The organism is Paenibacillus sp. FSL M7-1046, from assembly GCF_038007405.1.
GTDB lineage: Bacteria > Bacillota > Bacilli > Paenibacillales > Paenibacillaceae > Paenibacillus_AQ.
On the sequence record NZ_JBBOXB010000001.1, the window covers coordinates 3,277,995 to 3,297,276 of the forward strand.

A 19,282-nucleotide genomic window follows, 5' to 3' on the forward strand; every position below is an offset into this window, starting at 1 on the left:
GTGTGAAATGCGACTTGCACATGCCATAATTCCTAAGAACCACCTGTACGGCGGCGCTGATTGTTTGGCTTCTTGTTATTTTGACTCTTTAGCGGCTTCGCTGAACCGGCTTGAAAGGAAGAACCCGGTTTAGCGGATGACTGCTGTTTCTTCTGTTCCAGCTTCTGGCGGATGGCATCAGCCAGGTTGATCTTTGGTTTATCATTACTTTCGCTCATTATGTTAACCCCCTTATAAAGCAAGTCCTTTACTTTATTCTAATTGTTTTTAAATGCAGTCACAAGGGCAAGAATAAATCAAAGCATGATTTACCGGAGGGGCAGTAAAGAAACCGGGTATAGGGGGGACAGGAATTGGCCGATATTTATGAAGATATACGCAAAGGTGAACGGGGGGCCTTGATCAGCATTATTGCTTATCTTATTCTATCCGCCTTAAAGCTGGTCAGCGGGTACTTGTTCGCTTCCAGCGCGCTGCTTGCAGACGGATTCAATAATCTGACGGACATTGTCGCTTCACTTGCGGTACTAATCGGGCTGCGCATCTCGCGGAAGCCGCCTGACTCGGATCATACGTACGGGCATTTCCGCGCCGAGACCGTAGCTGCATTGCTGGCATCCTTTATTATGGCTATGGTCGGAATTCAGGTTATTGTAGAAGCGGTCCGGTCTTTATTCGAAGGAGCCAAGGAGGTGCCGCAGCTTTGGTCAGCAGGTGTGGCGGTACTGTGTGCGGTTGCCATGATGGGGGTCTATATCTATAACAAGCGGCTGGCGAAGCAGATTAACAACAGTGCACTCATGGCTGCGGCTAAGGACAATTTTTCCGATGCAATGGTGAGTATCGGTGCTGCTGTTGGGATCGTTGGCGCACAGTTCGGACTGCCGTGGATCGATTCCGCTGCTGCGGTTGCTGTCGGTCTGCTGATTTCCAAGACAGCTTGGGATATTTTTCGTGATTCGACATACCGGTTGACTGACGGCTTTGATGAAGATAAGCTGCTGGATTTGCGCAGCACGATTGCCCGGACACCGGGTGTGGAAGGGATCAAGGACCTCAAGGCCCGTGTTCATGGAAATCATGTGCTGGTGGATGTTGTTGTGGAAGTGGATGCCGAAATTACCGTATTGGAAGGTCATGAGATCAGCGATTCCATTGAAGATAGAATGAGCAAATTGCATAATATAATGAATGTGCAGGTCCATGTAGAACCTAAAGGTTAAAAATTCTTAATTTCTTCTAGTTATCTGTAATTTCCACCAAATCCAAGGAGAATTCAAGACTATAGACCTGGTACTTACCATAAAGTGGCAAGCTTTTTTGTGAAATTTGGAGCATGTTCCAATTCCCGGCTAAGCCTATAATGAGGGCAGAAAGCAACAAACGTAGCGCGCGCCGTTGTTGATTTTCTCATTTTGCTAAGCGGGGGAACGCTATGATCACATCACATAAGCAGATTGCAGCAACGTTACTGGTCTCAGCATCACTTGCAGTATCATTGGGAGTTTTCAGCCCGCAAAAGGTGCAAGCAGCTTCGGTTTCTTCAGATTTCGCAGTGACAGCAACATCTGGATTAACCGGTACTATACAATCTTCAGTTCGTCTGCGCACGAGCGCTTCCACAAGCGGTAGTGTGCTTCGTTATTTAAACGAAGGTGAACAGGTAACAATTGTGGAACAAACGAACAGCTATTGGTACAAAGTCAGAACTTCGGATGGAACCGTTGGTTATACCAGCGCGGGAGAGCAGTATATTCGAGTGGGTTCGGGATCTGGAAATACATCTTCCGGACAGACAGGGGTTATACAAGCTTCGGTCCGTCTTCGGGAACTGCCTTCTACAAGCGGAAAAGTACTGGGGTATTTAAATAGAGGCGATCAAGTAGCTATTCTGGAACAAACGAACAGTTACTGGTACAAAGTAAAAGCTGCAGACGGAACTGTAGGCTATACAAGTGCTGCAGACCAATATATCTCGGTAGGTGGCGGAACGTCTACTCCAGCACCAACACCAGTGCCGACACCAGCACCGAATCCAACACCAGCGCCAGCGCCAGATCCAACGGCTCCGTCACAATCAGCAGTGATTGAACGGGTCATTGCCGCGGGCATGGGTTATCTTGGGACTCCTTATGAGTTCGGATCAAGCAGAAGCAACACGAGCACTTTCGATTGTTCCGACTTTATCCGGCAGATCTTCATAGATGCAGCTAATTTGAAACTGCCTGCTGATTCACGTCAACAGGGAGCCTGGGTACAGCAGAACAGCAACACTGTCACAGATATTTCAGGCCTGAAACGCGGGGATCTGATGTTCTTCATGGATTATAAAGGAAATTCAGCTTCTGCTTATGCAGGCATCGACAAATCTGCGGCAAGAATTTCACATGTAGCCATGTATCTGGGTGACGGACAAATGCTGCAAACGTATTCCGTATCTTCAGGCGGGGTACGGGTAGATAAATTAAGCGCTTCTTGGGTGAACCGTTTCCTTTACGGAGGTTCGGTCATCCGCTAAATATAAATGCATACAGGAAGCGACAGCATCGCAAGTTTGTGACGGGTGAACTAGGGCGGATGTTTTGTGGGGCTATCCTATCAGTAGAATTTTCTGCTGAGGGATAGCCTTTCCTGTGTTTAGGGCATGAAAGAAAAAAAGCCCGTCAGGGCTTTTGGATGTCCGCAGGCTGTTTTACTATACACCCTCGTATGGGCGTATCTATACTAAAAAGGCAAGTCCCCGCATGGCTATGTATGAGTTTGGGAGCGGGGCGCTGCTCGTAAAACTGATTTATGGAGTGATTACATAAGCGGAGGCGGGAACCTTAATCCAGCGCATGCCCAACCAGGTGTATATCTCTCTCCATTCATTGCCGTTCGAGTCAACCAGGATATTTCCTGTAGTGTCAAGGGTTTGAGCGCCGAGAAAACCCGTGGCAACGAGGCTGTTCATGGAAGCGTAGAAAGGTGTTGCTTTTGTCAAAATAATCTGAGGAGTTGCTGGTCTAAGGTCTGATTGTGTGATTACTGTCTCAAACCGGGGGCTGTAAGTCGTTTCCGTTACAGTTGTTGTGTTGGTTACTTCTGCAGCTGAAGCCGTTGCGGCTATGGAAGCCATAAGACCCATTGCTACTGTTAAGCTGGCTAATTTTTTCATTGTGATTCCTCCCAGAGTTGGTTTTGGTTTTGCGTATATTTACCATGTTTGCGATGTGTTAATAAGCATGTAAACAAAAAGTGGATACAATGAACCAACCCCTTTATTTTTTATGAAAACTATCGTGAACAGAGGAATGAAGGCGACTTACGGGTGACAATCCGTGTGGAAAGGCCTATACTTTCTGCATGGTGAATATGATGTATGGAGGAAAAAGGGAGGGAGGAATCTCTGGCATAATCATACAGCGGCAACCGCTATACATAAATCAGACCCGAACTCCTTTTCGGAGTCCGGGTCCTTTAGCACCTGTAATGTGATGTGGTTTTTAATGTTCTTTTACAGTTACAATGATCTTCCTCTGCGTCCTGTAAAGAGCGAAACTATGAACAGCACGAGGAAGATAAAGAACAATACTTTAGCGATTCCTACTGCCGCCCCTACGATATTAAAGAAACCGAATACACCGGCAATCAATGCAATTACCAGCAGAATTACTGACCATTTCAACATGTGATGTCATCCTTTCTGTATGGTGATGTAGTCATTGTTTAAACGGGTCTCTCCCCTTTGAAACAAAATAGGAGAGGTAGTCTTTAAGTCGCTTGACAAGCTGTTTCGGCCTAAGTAAGTAAGGGTAACTATGCAGTATCAAGGCAGAGCAAGCCGACATTTATGATTTGGAAGGGGTTTTCGTAATGATCATTGAACTTAGCGTTGCACTTGTTGCGATTGCATTCACCGTACTCGTTTTCTTTTTAATTAAAACCTTAAAATCAGCGAAAGAATCCCTCGACAAGGTCAGCCAGACTCTGCAGGAGGTCCAAAAGACGGTAGATGAGCTTACTTATGAAGTGAAAACAACCGTCAGACATGCCAATGATATTACGGCCGACGTCCAAGGTAAGATTCAAAAGATCGATCCTATTATGGATTCAGTGAAAAATCTTGGCGATGTAATGAACGAATTGACGCTTACCGTTAAGCAGGTATCTGTGACTGTGATTGAGAAGTACCGGAAATCACGCGAGCTTAAGGAGAAAGCCAAAGCCGTCTCTTTAGAAGATGCTCCGCTGACACCTGCCGAAGAACGTACAGTAAAATCCTATGATGCCGCATATGCCAAAAAAGGTCCGGGGAAAATAGGAATGGCGCTTAAAGGCGTAGACGCTGCAGCTGCTATATGGCAAAAATTTCGACATTAACTAAGTAGGCGGCAGTGAGAAAGGCGGGGTGATTCCATGAACATTGTCATTCTTTTGCTAAGTCTTCTCTCTCCATATTTAACACCGTCTCCGCAGAAGGAACATGTTCCTGCCGCCCTTTTTTACATGCAGCCGCCAGTGGTGCTGGCCATTGAACGCAGTATGGGGGTAAGCCCTTATATCAGCAGCTTTAATTCTTTGGCGGGGGCATCCCTTTATATGTCGGAGGAAGAACTGCTGCTGGCTAAAGGTTCGCCGCTTAGTATTGCTCCTGATCCCTGGCAGGAATGCCTGGAGTATCAATACGCCGATATGTCGGCAGGAGTTTGTGAAGGGGCCGTGCTGTATGTTCACGTAACGCCGGCACAGGCCGGGCAATACGGGTTGCAGCTGAATGAAGAAAAACTGGATCCGGCGCGAAACAATTTTCAAGAGCTGCTGGGAGCCCCTGATTTTGTAGCTGAAGACGGCGATGTCTATTTAAGAGGAAGCGCTGCGCTGAAGATTTACCGCAATCCGCAGACAGGGGAATGGGAGGGTATTGATTTATTTGATGGAAATTCCTCCTGATCTGTTTCACGGTCCGTTATTAAGGTTAATGAAGGAACAGTTGTCTTATCAGGCATTATCCTCATTAATCTAACCATAGGAGCGTGATTTCATGGATTCAATCGGTACACAGGCGTATGCCAAGCTGCTGGAAAATGGTGTTCAGGCGATCGAAGAAGTGAATCGGCTGCGCAGCAGCGGCTATTCCAGAGATGACATTTATGTCATTAGCCACGATCAGGACCGTGAGGGCCGTATCGTTGATGCTGCAGATACTAATGAGGTAAGTCTCAGTGAAGAAGGGTTATTTGGCGCGATCGCCAATCTTTTCCGTTCGCGGGGGGATGCGCTCCGTTTCAAAATTACTTCGCTGGGTTTTAGCAGCGCAGAAGCTGGCTTCTACGAGAAAGAGCTTGATTCAGGCAAGGTTCTCGTCATCGCTAAAAGAAACCCGCAATAAACGCCGGTTTGTTGTATGAGAACCTATAGCCCGATAGCGTAACCTCCAGCTCCACTATAATTAGTGGGGCTGGAGGTTACTTTGTTGAATGCTGATACAATATATTACTCTCCTGGTAGGTTGTTGACAATTGGAAAGACGGCGTTCAAATATCGTATGATAGAATTATAGATGTAAGGGATTTGTACGGCTCTAATACTAATCGTGCGAGGTGAAGATGCTTGAGAATTTTAATCGTAGATGACAACCCGACTAACGTAATCATTATCCGTGAAATCCTGAAAAAAGAAGATTATCGAAATTTCATAACAGCATCATCCGCCAAAGAAATGCTGAAACTGCTTGGCATTGGAGGCGAAAAGAAAGGACCGCAGCAGTCGGATATCGATTTAATTCTGCTGGATATGATGATGCCAGAGATGGATGGAATCGAGGCTTGCCGTGTGGTTCAACAATATGAGCATCTAAGGGATATTCCGATTATTATGGTTACCGCTGTGGGGGATTCCAAGAAATTGGCGGAGGCACTGGATGCCGGAGCTGTGGATTATGTTACGAAACCGATTAACAAGGTTGAACTTATGGCGCGTATCCGGCTGGCGCTCCGCCTCAAGCGGGAGAAGGATTGGCATAAAGAGCGGGATCAGCGGATGCAGGATGAATTGAAGCTTGCAGCACTTGTGCAGAATGCTGTACTCAGTTTGCCAATTACGGATGAGGTTTTGGAGGCGCATGCCATCTATCAGCCTTCCGCTGAACTGGCCGGTGACCTGTATGCCTGGTATCCGCTGGGAGACGGCAGGTATGCTGTGATCCTGCTGGATATGATGGGACACGGGATCTCCTCGTCGCTTTTCTGTATGTTCCTGGCCTCTGTGCTTAAGGATACTGTGACTACGTACGTGGAGCCGGAGAAGGTAATTCAAGAGCTGAACCGGCGGTTTAACCAGCTCTATATCGAGAAACAGCTGGTCCAGTATTACTTTACCGCGATTTATCTTGTGATTGATACGCGAATGAAGCGAATTGACTATGTAAATGCCGGACATCCGCCGGCGCTGCTCTTTGAAGGCAACGCCAAGAAACCAGTGCTGCTGGAGAGCAACTGCCATCCGGTCGGGTTGTTCGACCGAATTGATATTCAGCCGCAGAGTTTGAGTTTCGAAGAGGAAGGGCATCTGGTAATGTACACTGACGGTCTGCTGGAAATGGCCCCGGGTGAACAGGAAGAGCAGCTGGACTTTATGATCGGGAATCTGAACGGGGACCACGAATGGCGTGAAGAGGTTATGCAGGAGGCTTTTTTCACAGATGAAGCGGATCAGGAACGTGATGACGACAAATGCCTGGTGTGGATCACGCTGAAGAAAGGAACGGATAAGGAATGAAGATAAAGGCCAAGCTGCTGATCGGCTTCAGCGCGATGCTGGCAATTATGTTGGCACTTACGCTGATTGGATACGATCGGCTTAATTATATGAGCAACCAGCTAGACGGCTTTCAGGACAGATACAGCAAGGGGCGTGCGATTTCCGGACTTCGGGGCGAAGTCAATGATATGGCGCGAATCCTGACCACATCGATGCTGAATGCTGATACGCTGTCTGTGGGTGCCCAGAAAACTGAGATAGACGGCAAAGTCATCAAGGCGGAAGGGTATTTGAAGACCATAGAAGCTTCGATGAGTGCTGCGGAGGAAATGGAATTTTTGAGCCGGATTAAGAAAGCTAATTCCGCTTACTTGAACTATCAGAATAAAGCGTTGGAGATGCTTACAGCCGGTTATTTTCAGAATGCCAACACTTACCGCAATACAGACGGACAGGTCATCCAGAACGAGGTGCTGGACAGTCTGAATGCCCTCGCTGATTACAATGCTTTTCAGATGACCGAAGAAAATGCCACCGCACAGAAAGCTTATGAAAGATCCATTCAAATGGTAACGCTGATTATGATAGTGGGGCTGCTGCTTGGACTTGGTGTCGTCCTTTGGGTGATTCCAAGCATTACGCGCGGTCTTAATGTCGTTTCCATGATGATTACGAGCTTCGGAAACGGCAAGATGCGGGCAATCCGCCGGATCAAGGTAGTCTCCAAGGATGAAATTGGTGATGTAGCCCGAGTATTCCAGGAGATGGCAGAGGATATCGAACAAAAGCAGCAGCTGGAAAAAGCTTATGCGCAGGCTCAGAGCGATCAGGCCTGGCTGAATGCGAATATCGCACAGGTAACAGAATTGCTGCGCGGCGTCAGTTCACTTGATCAGGTGTCGCAGACCTTTATCAACGAATTCACTCCTGTGCTGGGAGCCCAATACGGCGCGGTTTATTTGAAGGATAGCAACAATCCTAATCTGCTCACTGCAAGCGGCTATTATGCCGGTGAAGGTGGCGACAAGCCGAAGGAAGGGTTTGAAATCGGCCAAGGGCTTGTCGGACAAAGCGCCCTGGATAAGAAGCCGATCAAACTGACAGAGGCTCCGGACGATTATATTTCCATTTCTTCAGGGTTTGGCGATTCCCATCCTCAACATATATCTATTTATCCGTTGTTGTTTGAGGATGAACTGCTTGGCGTTGTTGAATTTGCCTCCTTTACGCCATTCACCGCGCTGCAGAATGAATTGCTGCATCAACTGACGAATAATCTCGGTGTCATCCTGAACAATATCAGCCGCAGACTCGTGGTGGAGGAGCTGCTGCGCGAATCACAGGCGCTCACGGAAGAACTGCAGTGCCAGTCGGAGGAGCTCCAGACCCAGCAGGAAGAACTTCGCCGCTCCAACGAGAATCTGGAGGAGCAGACCGATGCACTTAAACGTTCGGAGGAGCTGCTGCAGCGGCAGCAGGGAGAACTGGAGCACTACAATAGTGAACTGGTATCCAAAACCCGCGCGCTGGAGGATCAGGTCCAGGAGGTTGAAGAGAAAAAGGATGAGATTGAGCACGCCCGTGTCCAGTTGGAGAAGCAGGCGATGCAGCTTGCTGTAACGAGCAAATACAAATCGGAGTTCCTGGCCAACATGTCCCATGAGCTGCGGACTCCGCTGAACAGTCTGCTTATCCTTTCACAGCTGCTTACCGAGAATAAAGAGGGTAACCTGTCGGAAAAGCAGGTTGAATTCGCGCACACGATCTATATGTCCGGTGCGGATCTCCTGAAGATGATTGATGAAATTCTTGATCTTTCCAAGGTTGATGCAGGTAAGATGGAGCTGAATTATGAAGAAGTTCCGCTGACGGAGCTCAAAACCTTTGTGAAACAGAATTTTGCTCCTCAAGCCCTTAAGAAAGGGCTGTCTCTGCGTCTTTCCTTTAATGAGCCGCTGCCGGACAGTTTATTTACAGACAGTCATCGCCTGAAGCAAATTCTGCGCAATCTGCTGTCCAATGCCTTTAAATTTACCAGCGAGGGTTATGTGGGATTTGAGGTAAGCCGTGCAGTGCCTGCTCAATTACCGTCCTTCCTTCCGCCGGAGTATGAGTATATTTCCATAGCTGTGAAAGACAGTGGTATCGGGATTCCTGCAGACAAGACAGATATCGTATTTGAGGCGTTCCAGCAAGTGGATGGGACGACCAGCCGCAAATATGGCGGCACCGGTCTTGGCTTGTCGATCAGCCGTGAATTAGCACGGTTGATGGGCGGGGCCATCGGGCTGGAGTCGCGTGAGGGACAAGGTAGCACGTTTACGCTGTATCTGCCGGTCCAAGGGAATTACAGCCTGCTTCCAGGGGCAGTTGAGGCGGCCGCGGCCCAAGAGGCGGCGACGCTGGCAGAATACGTGGAGGAACTACAACCTGCTAAATCCGGAGATGTCATTCCTGCCCCGCTTAATCCAGTGATGGTGGAGGATGACCGTGAGAATTTGACGGCAAACGATAAGGTTCTGCTTATTGTTGAGGATGATGAGAGCTTTGCCAAAATATTGCTCGATATGGCCCGCGGACGCGGCTTCAAGGGATTGGTGGCGCTGCAGGGGGATATCGGGCTGCAAATGGCCAAATCCCACCTGCCGGATGCGATTATTCTGGACATCCAGCTGCCGGTTATGGATGGCTGGGCGATACTCAGAGAGCTTAAAGGCGCATCACAAACGCGGCATATTCCTGTTCACGTTATCTCTGTGAATGATGAGATGAAGCAGGGCCTAATGATGGGCGCGATGGCTTACTTGAGAAAACCTTCGACCCGGCAGGCACTGGAGCGGGCATTCTCACAAATCGAGAGCTACACAGCCAGTACCCTGAAGCATCTGCTGATTGTCGAGGATGATGAAACTCAGCGCCGTTCCATTATGGAGCTTATCGGCCATGATGACGTCGCCATTACGGCGGTTTCAACCGGACAAGAAGCGCTCGGTGAACTGCGTAAGCAGAAATACGACTGCATGGTTCTCGACCTGATGCTTGACGATATGAACGGCTTCGAACTGCTTGATCAGATCCGCGATGATGAGGAACTGAATGATCTGCCGATCATTATCTACACAGGCAAGGATCTGGACAGCAAGGAAGAGACGCAGCTGCGGAAATATGCCGAGTCGATCATTATCAAGGATGTGCGCTCACCGGAGAGACTGCTAGATGAGACGACCTTGTTCCTCCACCGGGTGGAAGCCAATCTTCCGGAGGATAAGCGTAAAATTCTGCAAAAGCTGCACAATAAAGAAGAACTGTTTGAGGGAAAGAAGATTTTACTCGTGGATGATGATATCCGCAACGTATTTGCGCTCTCCAGTGTGCTGGAAGAATACCACATGGAAGTGAAGTTCGCAGAGAATGGCCGGGAAGCACTCGATATGCTGGTCGAACAGGAAGATTTTGATCTCGTGCTCATGGATATGATGATGCCGGAAATGGACGGGTATGAGGCGATGCGCCGGATTCGCCAGATGCCGCAGTATCATAAATTGCCAATAATCGCGCTTACGGCCAAGGCAATGAAGGAAGACCGGGCCAAGTGTATTGAAGCGGGAGCTTCGGATTATATGAAGAAACCGATCGGTACCGATCAGCTACTTTCTTTAATGCGCGTTTGGTTGTATTCGTAAGCGTAAATTTGGGGTAATAGCATTACAGCACCAACAAACAACAGACCGGAAATACGGCAAATGCAAGGGAGCCTTGATAACATGACAGCTATGGAACGGGGATATGATGAGGAGCTCACCCAATCGGGAAGCAAGCAGGAGCTGGAGCAGATTGAAATTGAGCTGCTTCTGAGCGGCGTGCATCGCTTGTACGGATATGATTTCAGAAATTACGCCATGCCTTCTTTGAAACGGCGTATCTGGCATCACGTCCATGCCGAGAATGTGCCGAGCATATCCGCGCTGCAGGAGAAGGTGCTGCATGACCGCGCCTGCTTTGAACGGTTCGTCTACAGCCTTTCCATCCCCGTGACGGAAATGTTTCGGGATCCAGGCCTCTTTTTAACTTTCCGCCAAAAGGTGATCCCGCTGCTGAGGACTTATCCTTATATCAGGATCTGGCATGCAGGCTGCTCCACTGGCGAAGAGGTATACTCCATGGCGATTCTGCTGCACGAAGAAGGGCTCTACGACAAGGCGCGCATCTATGCCACTGATATGAACGAACGCTCGCTGCAGCAGGCTAAGGAAGGCGTATATGAGATCGGTAAGATGAAGCAGTATACCAAGAATTATATGGAGGCGGGCGGGACCCGCGCATTCTCTGAATATTATACAGCGAAATACAATTCAGTTATTCTACAGCCGTACTTGCGTAAAAATATTATCTTTGCAGAGCATAATCTGGCAACAGACACCTCATTCAACGAATTTAATGTCATCTTTTGCCGGAATGTCATGATCTATTTCAATGATGAACTTCGCGACCATGTGCACGGCTTGTTTTATGAGAGCCTCAGCCGGTTCGGAGTACTGGTGCTCGGTTCCAAAGAATCTATTCACTTCACCAGGTATAGCGACAGCTACGAGCCACTGGATAGAGTAGAAAAAATCTATCGTAAGAACAAATAGCGGGATAGGAGGGGCCTATGGGGGTTCAAGAACCAATTCATATATTGCTGGTTGACGACCGTCCTGAAAATCTGCTGGCGCTTGAAGCTGTGCTTGAGAGTCAACACTATAAGCTTGTCAAAGCCAATTCCGGTGAAGAAGCACTGAGATGTCTGTTAAGATATGAGTTTGCGGTGATTGTGCTGGACGTGCAAATGCCGGGTATGGATGGTATTGAAACCGCCAAATTAATCAAAGCCAGAGAAAAGACGAAGGATATTCCAATTATTTTTATCTCTGCCAACAGTAAAGAGGCGGAGCATCTGTTCGCGGGATATTCTGCCGGGGCTATTGATTATATGGTCAAACCCTTCATTCCGCAGATCTTGAAGTCCAAGATTGAGGGCTTCGTTAACATGCACTTAACCAACAAGAAACATCAGATGCAGTCTATGCTGCTGCAGCAAAAGACGCAGGAGCTGGAGAAAATCAACGGAGAGCTGGTTAAAGCTAAGGAAGCGGCAGAAATTGCTGCTAATGCCAAAACCGAGTTCCTGGCTATGATGAGCCATGAGATTCGCACGCCGATGAACGGTGTGGTGGGTATGATTGACCTGCTGATGGAAACTGAGCTGGCTCCGGAGCAGAAGGAGTATACGGAGATTATCCGCAAAAGCGCCGATACCCTGATTACGGTCATTAACGATATCCTTGATTTCACGAAGATGGAATCCGGCAAGATGGAAATGGAAGAGCAGTTATTTGAGCTACAGACCACTGTTCAGGAGGTATTTAGCTTGTTTTCTGCCGAAGCGGGCAAGAAAAACCTGGAGTTGGCCTATTTCATTGATCAGAATCTTCCAAAGCTGATCTACGGAGATATGGCCCGTTTGCGTCAAGTCCTAATCAATTTAGTCGCCAATGCGGTGAAGTTTACCAATCAAGGCGGAGTTTACCTTGTTGCATCCGGCCTGCCAACAGCTGATAATAAACTGGTAGTTGAATTTACCGTGAAGGATACAGGCATCGGGATTTCTCCGGAAAAATGTGACCGGCTGTTCAAGCCTTTTTCCCAGCTTGATTCTTCTATGACACGCAAATACGGTGGAACCGGTCTCGGGCTGGCAATCTGCAAATCCCTTGTCGGGATGATGGGCGGCGACATACGCGTAGAATCGATGGAGGAGAAAGGGGCGACCTTTGTATTCACGATTGAGGCAGCGAAGCCTGAGGATGAGCTGGCAAGGGGATCTCAAGAGGTGGAGCCGTATGAAGACGTGGACAGCCAGAGATGGCGGAGAAAAGTCCTTGTTGTAGACGACCACCCGATTAATCAGCGGCTTATGGTCAGCATGCTGGATAAGCTGGGTTATGACGCCGACGTCGCCGAGGACGGCAGCCAGGCGGTGGAGCTGGCAATGAAATATGCTTATGATTTTATTTTTATGGATCTGCAGATGCCTGTCATGGACGGTCTGACGGCGACCTCCAAAATCCGGATTAGCGATGGGCCATCCGCCGAGAAGGCAGTCATCATCGCGATGACGGCCAATGTCATGGAGGGTATCCAGAACCGTTGCATGGCTTCAGGCATGGACGGTTATATCAGCAAGCCGCTGAAGCTCAGCAGCATTAAACAAATTATTGCCCGTTATTCAAGACAGGATAGTCACGTCAACGGACGGAATACAACTCTTTTCAAAACATGAACCAGTATTTTCCTATGATGTAGAATTAGATTTTTTGTTTCAAACCTAGGTCTTTAGGGTTATTGGTAAAGAAAACATTTAATCAGGAGAGTTGTCTATGAATACACATAAAAGCGAAAAATTCCATGCAAAAACCGAAACTGAAGGCAGCGTTTGTACGGTTTCCCTGATTGGAGAACTAGATTTGTCTGTTGCTCCCGATTTCCGTTTGGTCATGGAGCCGCTTGTGGGAGATACGGGGCTTGACCTCGTTATTAATCTGAAAGACTTGAGATATATTGACAGCACCGGTATTGGAATCCTGCTCTCGATCCTCAAAGCAAGACACGGGATGGACGTTAAGTTTACCGTTGAAGAAGTTCCGCCGCAAATCCAGAAGCTGTTTGATATGACCGGTATTTCTAAGTTTTTTGCCCCCCAAGAGAATTCCCACTAGGAAAGGATCGAACTAAGGATGAGTGATGACGTGCAAAAAGTAGTTCTTCAGTTACCTGCGAGCGCAGAATATGTCGATATCGTTAGACTGAATTTATATGGCATTGCCTCAAAAATGGGTTTTACCTATGAAGATATTGAGGATATGAAGGTAGCAGTTTCGGAAGCCTGTAATAACTCTGTATTATATGCGTACGGCCAAGAAGATGGTTTGGTCGATGTAATCTTTGAAGTAGGAACAAGTGCCTTGTCCATCACCGTCAAAGATGAAGGGGAGAGCTTTGACGGATTGGATTCGCCCGACGGACGCATAACGCTGCATGATAAAGAGCTGAGTGATGTTCAGGTTGGCGGACTGGGATTTTATTTAATGCAAGCGCTCATGGATGACGTAAGCGTCGTGAGTGAAGCAGGGAGAGGGACAGTCGTTACCCTGACTAAGCGGCTTAATTTCAGCGAGGAGAAAGTATGAGCGATAAAGTGACTCCCCCAGAGTCCATGAACGAAGCAGTAAGTTTGATCTGGGAATATCAGCAGACCAAGGATAATGAAATTGCCACCGTGCTGATCAAGAAATATGAGCCGATGGTGAAGATGGCTGCCGGGAAAATTGCCCGCAACCGTCCGGATCTTTATGAAGATCTGTATCAGGTGGGGCAGATGGCGCTTATCCGGCTGCTGCAGCAATACGATATCAGCTTGGGCATCCCGTTTGAGCCTTATGCGATGAAGAGCATGATCGGGCATATGAAAAATTTCCTGCGGGATAAATCCTGGTACATACAGGTTCCAAGACGGATTAAAGAGAAAGGCGCCCTTGTGCAGCAGGCCATTGATGAACTTACCATCAGGCTAGAACGTTCTCCTGCTGTGGAAGAGATCGCCCATTATCTTGATCTTACCGTGGAAGAAACTGTAGAAGTACTGGCCGGCAGGGAATGTTATCATTACGTATCGCTGGATTCGCCCCTCTCGCAAGAGGAGACGGGCGCTACTCTCGGCGAGCTGATCAGCTCCGAAGCCAACGATTACGAGACTGTGGAGAAACGTATGGATCTCCAGCAGGCGCTGGGCCAGCTTAAGGAGCAAGAGCAGCAGGTGCTGCTGCTGGCGTTCCAGGACGGCCAGTCGCAGCGTGCCATCGCGCAGAAGCTCGGCGTATCACAAATGAGCGTCTCACGGATCCAGAAGCGGGCCACTGAGAAGCTGAAACAGATCATGGCGAACTCCTCCTATTGATTCTTATCGCTAGTCCCCAAGATTAGGGCATGCCTTATCCCCACCGGGGAAGGGTATGTCTTTTTTATTTGCATTAAACCTGAAGCGGACATACACATCCACCCCGCTAAGCAGTCTGTTCAGCAGACTGCTTAGCGGGGTGGATAACGATGCTATCAACTGTTGGCATCAATATACTTTTTGATTTCTCCAAGATATTCACCGATAACGGGTACATCAAGAAACAGGCTGAGAATGTAACCCAATAAGCCGAGTATCACGAATGTACCGAGTGAAAGCCCAAGACCCCGGGATATCCCGGCCATAAGGTTCGTAATAATCCGCTTTTTGGGATCCGTATAATTCTCAAGGATATCCTTGAATTCGGATTTTTCCAGTGAATCGGCAATTTTGTCGAGCCTTGCGTTCAGCCGTTTGACTTCATGCCGCAATTCAAAGGGATGCTCTTCGACTTCGTAGGTTTTGGTCTTGCTGCCTGCATCTCCCATAAGGCGTCCCTGCTTTCTTTAGCCGTATAAGGGCTTTGATAAAAATGCAGCTTCATTCAAGAAGAAGCTGCATTCCTCATAACAACAGCCAGCTGCGGTGAGCTGGCTGTTCTCAAATTTAGATCAAGCCGTGATTCACCGTAGTTTAGTAAGAAGACTTGTAAGAGGCTTTTACTTCGTCTTTGGCATCCTTGGCTTCATCGGCTATCTCTTTAGAGGATGCTTTGGCCTCATCGGCTACATTCTTAGCTTCCTCTGCTACCTCTTTAGACGCATCTTTTACGTCAGAAGCAACATTTTCGGAGACTTCACTGATGGAATCGCCCAGTTTTTTGCCTGTTTCCGCCAATGTGGCAGCAATTTGCTGTTTACTGTCGCTTACGGTAGTGAAGATGTCGGAGGCTTTGGCCGATACAGTGCTTGCGAGATCGGTTGCTTTTTCCCCAACAGTAGTCGCAATTGTTTTAGTCTTGTCCGTTACGACACCTGCAACCTCTTTGGTTTTGTCTGTAGCCAGCGTAAGCTTATCAGACAAGTCACTGCGCATTTCACGGCCGGGCTTAGGGGCGAACAACAGCGCAGCGGCAGCGCCGAGCAAACCACCAATAAAGATTCCTTTGAAAAAAGTGCTTCCGCTTTCTACCGGATGTTCCGTTTCTGCTTTATTCATGACTAATCACTCCTCATTAGATTATGGTATTCCGAAATTAGGCGGCTGCCGTCATTCGAATTCAGGATAGCCTGAAGTATCTTACTTCGTATATAAACGTTGGCGTATAGGCTGAAACAGCAGACAAGTATGGAGAAGAATGGGAGAGACTAGAGCAGGATACGTGAACAAAGGAAGATTTTCCTATTAAAAACAACGAAATATGGAGCTTTACAAATATCCTCATGCGGAAATACGAAAGTTCACACTTGATAGTAATAATCATTAATGATTGACCGGGAAAGGAACAGGGTAAGAAATACTTAATTAAAGCGCCTATAACAATTTAAATCGAGGAGCGGTTTCGACCCGTTAAGCACGGAGAAGGTTCCAACATCTTTGGAGGTGCATGGTTATGATAAAAGTAGTTACGTCAGCAGAAAGACATACTTCGAATAGAGAATGGATTCACAGTGAGTTCAGTTTTTCCTTTGCCGATTATGATGATCCCAGCAATGCGCACTTTGGTGCGCTGCTCGCACACAATGACAATGAACTGAAACCGGGACAAGGGATGCATGAGCATCCGCATCATGATCTGGAGATTATCACCTATGTTGTTTCCGGAGTACTGAAGCATCAGGATGACCTCGGCAATCACGCGGATATTCAGGCAGGAACGGTTCAGGTCATGAGTGCGGGGACCGGGGTTAACCATTCGGAGACGAATCCTTCGGAAAGCGACAATGTGCGGTTTCTGCAAATCTGGCTGCTTCCTAGCACACCGGGGCTTGCACCGAAATGGGATGCAAAGTTTTTCCCGCGTGAGTTCAAGGGCAACACGCTGCTGCCTGTCGTTTCGGGGAGTGGTGAGGAAGGCACATTGAAGGTGAATGAGGATGCAACTCTTTATCTATCGGTGCTGGACACGAACAGGGAGCTTCATTATGCGCAAAAAGAAGACAGGCGGACGCACATCTTCCTTATTTCCGGGGATGCAGAAATTTCTTGCTCAGATGGCACTTTTCAGCTGAAGCCAGGCGATGCCGCGCGTATCCGCAAGGGTTGTGACTTGACGATCAAAAGCATTGGCAGTGAAGGCGAAGCGGAACTTATACTGATTGATTTGCCGTAAGCATTAAATCTTGCCCGTTGCATTGTACTTGTAAGCATAATAAATCCTAAAGGAGCTCCTTGCCTGACGGCCATCCGCGCGGATGGAATCGTAGGCAAGGAGCTCCTGTGCATGCATGACAGGTTATTTGAAAAATATAAGAATTTATATGCTTCGCGCTATAAATTATCCTTCTATTTCTTGCTGAAACGGATCCCGCCCTTTTGAGGACGGCGAAGCCGTTTCCACTTGTTTCTATTTCTTACGCAGGCGTCCAAGCTCGGAGACAAGCGCCTCCACCTGCGAGATGCTGAGCCGGTCGCTGCTCATGGCAACTTCATAAATATCAAGAATATCCTCATAGTTGTTCACCGAGAAAGCAGAAGCCTGCATGGCTGCGGCGCTGGCCATCTTCAGCTTGCTCTTAATGCCCTCGATCATATATTCCACATTTTCCTGGCTGGGCTGCGATAAATCCATGGGGTTAAACAGTCCTCTCTGTGTTTGGATTCAAATATTCTATCATGATTGGGCAAGGAAACACCATTTTTTTGTTGGCTTCATCTAAATCATGTTTAATTAAAAGAAATAAACGAAGGGTTCTATATAAGATGAACTAAAGAACTACCTAGAGGCAAAAGCATCGGAGGGGAAGTTTGGAACTGTAGGAGCGATAGCGACCGCCTTTGTCAACGGATTTCAACCGCAAATAGCGGTATAAATCAAGAAATCTGTGGACAACAGCGGCCGGAAGTCCAAATATTCACCGCAGTTGCGTTCTATGCCGGCTCGGTAAATCTAAAGTTCAATTTATATAGAACAGGAGGGAGTCAGGGAATTGGCGATCAGGGAGCAGGAGAGCAGAAAACGGGTAAAAAAAGACGCGGCCGGGCTGGTTACCTTCTTCCAAAGCATTGCCGAACATCACTCGGCAGAGCAGGTCACATTCTTGTGCATCGGTACCGACCGCTCCACAGGGGATGCCCTTGGACCGCTGACCGGAAGCAGTCTGGTGGAGCATGGCTTCCCGAATGTTGTAGGCACGCTTCCATCGCCTTGCGATGCGGATACTCTCGTCAACCGGATATCGGGGATTCCCGCCGGGCAGATTATTATTGCCATTGATGCTTGTCTTGGACCGCCGGCGGCACTGGGCTGTTATTTTGCAGCCAGTGAGCCGCTGCGGCCAGCGCAGTCGGTCGGTGTGAGTCTGCCGGCAGTCGGGCATTATAGTCTTGCGGCAATTGTCGATATTAACGGGCCCCGCCCTTACCGGACCCTGCAGACGACGCCGCTGCACAGGGTAATGGTTATGGCTGGAGAGATTGCCGCAGCTGCGGCAGAAGGCTTTGGGTTGAAATAGAGGAGACAAGTTTCAAGACGGGCGGTTCTGCTTAAATAATTAAGACAAGCAAATGGCATTCCATTTAATTGCAGACTCATCCGCATACCTTGTATAGCTACTACATAGAAAGAAGGAATCAGCCCATGGAAAATGTTCGATGCGATGGAACCAATATTTGTTACAGTGATCAAGGCGAAGGCGACGTTATTGTACTGCTGCACGGCTTTTGCGGTAGCTCCGGATATTGGGAGCAGGTCATCCCTTATCTTAGCGGAAGCTACCGGGTGATCGCACCGGATTTGCGCGGCCACGGAGTTTCGGATGCTCCACTCGGAGCGTACAGCATCGATCAGATGGCCGATGATGTTCTTTCCCTGCTGAATGCGCTGGAAATCCCTGAATGTTACTTGCTGGGTCATTCGCTTGGCGGCTACATAACGCTGTCCTTCGCCCAGCGGCATGCCTCACGTTTGAAGGGATTCGGACTGATTCACTCCACGGGTTATCCTGACAGTGAAGAAGCCAGGGAGAAACGCCTGAAAAGTGTCAATACGATCCAGAACGATGGAATTACTACGTTTGTGGACGGACTGGTGCCTGGACTCTTCGCTCCTGCTGCAGCACCGCAGCTGTTGCAGCGGGCGAAGGAAATCGGCTATAGAACACCTCCGCAAGGCGCGGCCGGTGCCGCACTGGCCATGCGCGAGCGCCCTGACCGCCGTGATGTCATTTCGGCTACCGCACTGCCGGTGTTGCTCGTTGCCGGCGCGGAAGACGGTCTGATTCCTGCCGGGCGGACCTTCACGTCCGATAAGCCGAATGTAACCAAGGCAACGATTTCCGGAGCAGGCCACATGAGTATGTATGAAGCGCCGGAACGTTTATCAGAAATTATTAAAGACTTCGTGCTTGCGCAAGTTAAGAAATAACCGATACTTGAGATCTCATA

21 protein-coding genes are annotated in these 19,282 nt (G+C 48.4%); 15 read left to right on the forward strand and 6 right to left on the reverse strand.

Going from position 1 to position 19,282, the window contains the following annotated elements; all coding sequences use genetic code 11:
* Positions 1 to 32: 32 nt before the first annotated feature.
* Positions 33 to 218, reverse strand: a complete 186-nt coding sequence (locus tag NYE29_RS14380; protein WP_038596607.1) for a hypothetical protein — start codon at positions 216 to 218, stop codon at positions 33 to 35.
* Between the two features lie 135 nt (positions 219 to 353).
* Between NYE29_RS14380 and NYE29_RS14385 the strand changes: the two genes are divergently transcribed.
* Together NYE29_RS14385 and NYE29_RS14390 are read left to right on the forward strand one after the other, a co-directional pair.
* Positions 354 to 1,223 carry a cation diffusion facilitator family transporter gene (locus tag NYE29_RS14385; RefSeq protein WP_076113326.1) on the forward strand — a complete coding sequence of 290 codons (870 nt, stop codon included), beginning with the start codon at positions 354 to 356 and terminating at the stop codon, positions 1,221 to 1,223.
* Positions 1,224 to 1,435: 212 nt separating this feature from the next.
* Complete coding sequence (locus NYE29_RS14390; protein ID WP_340896487.1) at positions 1,436 to 2,518, forward strand: C40 family peptidase; 1,083 nt, start codon at positions 1,436 to 1,438, stop codon at positions 2,516 to 2,518.
* Between the two features lie 273 nt (positions 2,519 to 2,791).
* Here the strand turns inward: NYE29_RS14390 and NYE29_RS14395 are convergent, their stop codons facing one another.
* Positions 2,792 to 3,157, reverse strand: a complete 366-nt coding sequence (locus tag NYE29_RS14395; protein WP_340896489.1) for a hypothetical protein — start codon at positions 3,155 to 3,157, stop codon at positions 2,792 to 2,794.
* Between the two features lie 345 nt (positions 3,158 to 3,502).
* Positions 3,503 to 3,670: a DUF1328 domain-containing protein gene (locus tag NYE29_RS14400; protein ID WP_038596600.1), complete on the reverse strand. Its 168-nt coding sequence runs from the start codon at positions 3,668 to 3,670 to the stop codon at positions 3,503 to 3,505.
* Positions 3,671 to 3,855: 185 nt separating this feature from the next.
* Between NYE29_RS14400 and NYE29_RS14405 the strand changes: the two genes are divergently transcribed.
* The 10 genes from NYE29_RS14405 to NYE29_RS14450 all read left to right on the forward strand — a co-directional run bounded on the left by NYE29_RS14405 (position 3,856) and on the right by NYE29_RS14450 (position 14,737).
* Entirely contained in the window at positions 3,856 to 4,362 is a 507-nt protein-coding gene (locus NYE29_RS14405) for a DUF948 domain-containing protein (RefSeq protein ID WP_340896490.1), read from the forward strand.
* Positions 4,363 to 4,398: 36 nt separating this feature from the next.
* Positions 4,399 to 4,932 (forward strand): hypothetical protein, encoded by a 534-nt coding sequence (locus tag NYE29_RS14410; protein ID WP_340896491.1) that lies wholly within the window; start codon positions 4,399 to 4,401, stop codon positions 4,930 to 4,932.
* A gap of 91 nt (positions 4,933 to 5,023) precedes the next feature.
* Entirely contained in the window at positions 5,024 to 5,371 is a 348-nt protein-coding gene (locus tag NYE29_RS14415) for a general stress protein (protein WP_038596595.1), read from the forward strand.
* Positions 5,372 to 5,592: 221 nt separating this feature from the next.
* Positions 5,593 to 6,759 carry a SpoIIE family protein phosphatase gene (locus NYE29_RS14420; protein ID WP_038596593.1) on the forward strand — a complete coding sequence of 389 codons (1,167 nt, stop codon included), beginning with the start codon at positions 5,593 to 5,595 and terminating at the stop codon, positions 6,757 to 6,759.
* Positions 6,756 to 10,424, forward strand: coding sequence for a response regulator (locus NYE29_RS14425; protein ID WP_340896494.1), 3,669 nt, complete (start codon positions 6,756 to 6,758; stop codon positions 10,422 to 10,424). The genes NYE29_RS14420 and NYE29_RS14425 overlap by 4 nt, the downstream gene beginning before the upstream one ends.
* 81 nt (positions 10,425 to 10,505) lie before the next feature.
* On the forward strand, positions 10,506 to 11,375 hold the full coding sequence (locus NYE29_RS14430) for a CheR family methyltransferase (protein WP_038596589.1): 870 nt from the start codon (positions 10,506 to 10,508) through the stop codon (positions 11,373 to 11,375).
* A 17-nt stretch (positions 11,376 to 11,392) separates the two neighbouring features.
* A complete protein-coding gene (locus tag NYE29_RS14435) occupies positions 11,393 to 13,063 on the forward strand; it encodes a response regulator (RefSeq protein ID WP_340896496.1) in 1,671 nt (556 codons plus the stop codon).
* A gap of 97 nt (positions 13,064 to 13,160) precedes the next feature.
* Positions 13,161 to 13,499 (forward strand): STAS domain-containing protein, encoded by a 339-nt coding sequence (locus NYE29_RS14440; RefSeq protein ID WP_038596585.1) that lies wholly within the window; start codon positions 13,161 to 13,163, stop codon positions 13,497 to 13,499.
* An 18-nt stretch (positions 13,500 to 13,517) separates the two neighbouring features.
* Positions 13,518 to 13,970, forward strand: a complete 453-nt coding sequence (rsbW, locus tag NYE29_RS14445) for an anti-sigma B factor RsbW (RefSeq protein ID WP_038596583.1) — start codon at positions 13,518 to 13,520, stop codon at positions 13,968 to 13,970.
* Complete coding sequence (locus NYE29_RS14450; protein WP_076113333.1) at positions 13,967 to 14,737, forward strand: sigma-70 family RNA polymerase sigma factor; 771 nt, start codon at positions 13,967 to 13,969, stop codon at positions 14,735 to 14,737. The genes rsbW and NYE29_RS14450 overlap by 4 nt, the downstream gene beginning before the upstream one ends.
* Positions 14,738 to 14,892: 155 nt before the next feature.
* Here the strand turns inward: NYE29_RS14450 and NYE29_RS14455 are convergent, their stop codons facing one another.
* Together NYE29_RS14455 and NYE29_RS14460 are read right to left on the reverse strand one after the other, a co-directional pair.
* A complete protein-coding gene (locus NYE29_RS14455) occupies positions 14,893 to 15,225 on the reverse strand; it encodes a DUF5665 domain-containing protein (RefSeq protein WP_038596579.1) in 333 nt (110 codons plus the stop codon).
* A gap of 145 nt (positions 15,226 to 15,370) precedes the next feature.
* Positions 15,371 to 15,895 carry a YtxH domain-containing protein gene (locus NYE29_RS14460; RefSeq protein ID WP_340896501.1) on the reverse strand — a complete coding sequence of 175 codons (525 nt, stop codon included), beginning with the start codon at positions 15,893 to 15,895 and terminating at the stop codon, positions 15,371 to 15,373.
* Positions 15,896 to 16,289: 394 nt separating this feature from the next.
* Between NYE29_RS14460 and NYE29_RS14465 the strand changes: the two genes are divergently transcribed.
* Positions 16,290 to 17,009 (forward strand): pirin family protein, encoded by a 720-nt coding sequence (locus NYE29_RS14465; protein ID WP_076113335.1) that lies wholly within the window; start codon positions 16,290 to 16,292, stop codon positions 17,007 to 17,009.
* A gap of 234 nt (positions 17,010 to 17,243) precedes the next feature.
* On the opposite strand, the gene NYE29_RS14470 is transcribed toward NYE29_RS14465, so the two are convergent.
* Entirely contained in the window at positions 17,244 to 17,468 is a 225-nt protein-coding gene (locus NYE29_RS14470; RefSeq protein WP_038596573.1) for a DUF1128 domain-containing protein, read from the reverse strand.
* 358 nt (positions 17,469 to 17,826) lie between these two features.
* Between NYE29_RS14470 and yyaC the strand changes: the two genes are divergently transcribed.
* Together yyaC and NYE29_RS14480 are read left to right on the forward strand one after the other, a co-directional pair.
* Entirely contained in the window at positions 17,827 to 18,351 is a 525-nt protein-coding gene (gene yyaC, locus NYE29_RS14475; RefSeq protein WP_076113336.1) for a spore protease YyaC, read from the forward strand.
* Between the two features lie 125 nt (positions 18,352 to 18,476).
* A complete protein-coding gene (locus tag NYE29_RS14480) occupies positions 18,477 to 19,262 on the forward strand; it encodes an alpha/beta fold hydrolase (protein WP_076113337.1) in 786 nt (261 codons plus the stop codon).
* Positions 19,263 to 19,282 lie beyond the last annotated feature (20 nt).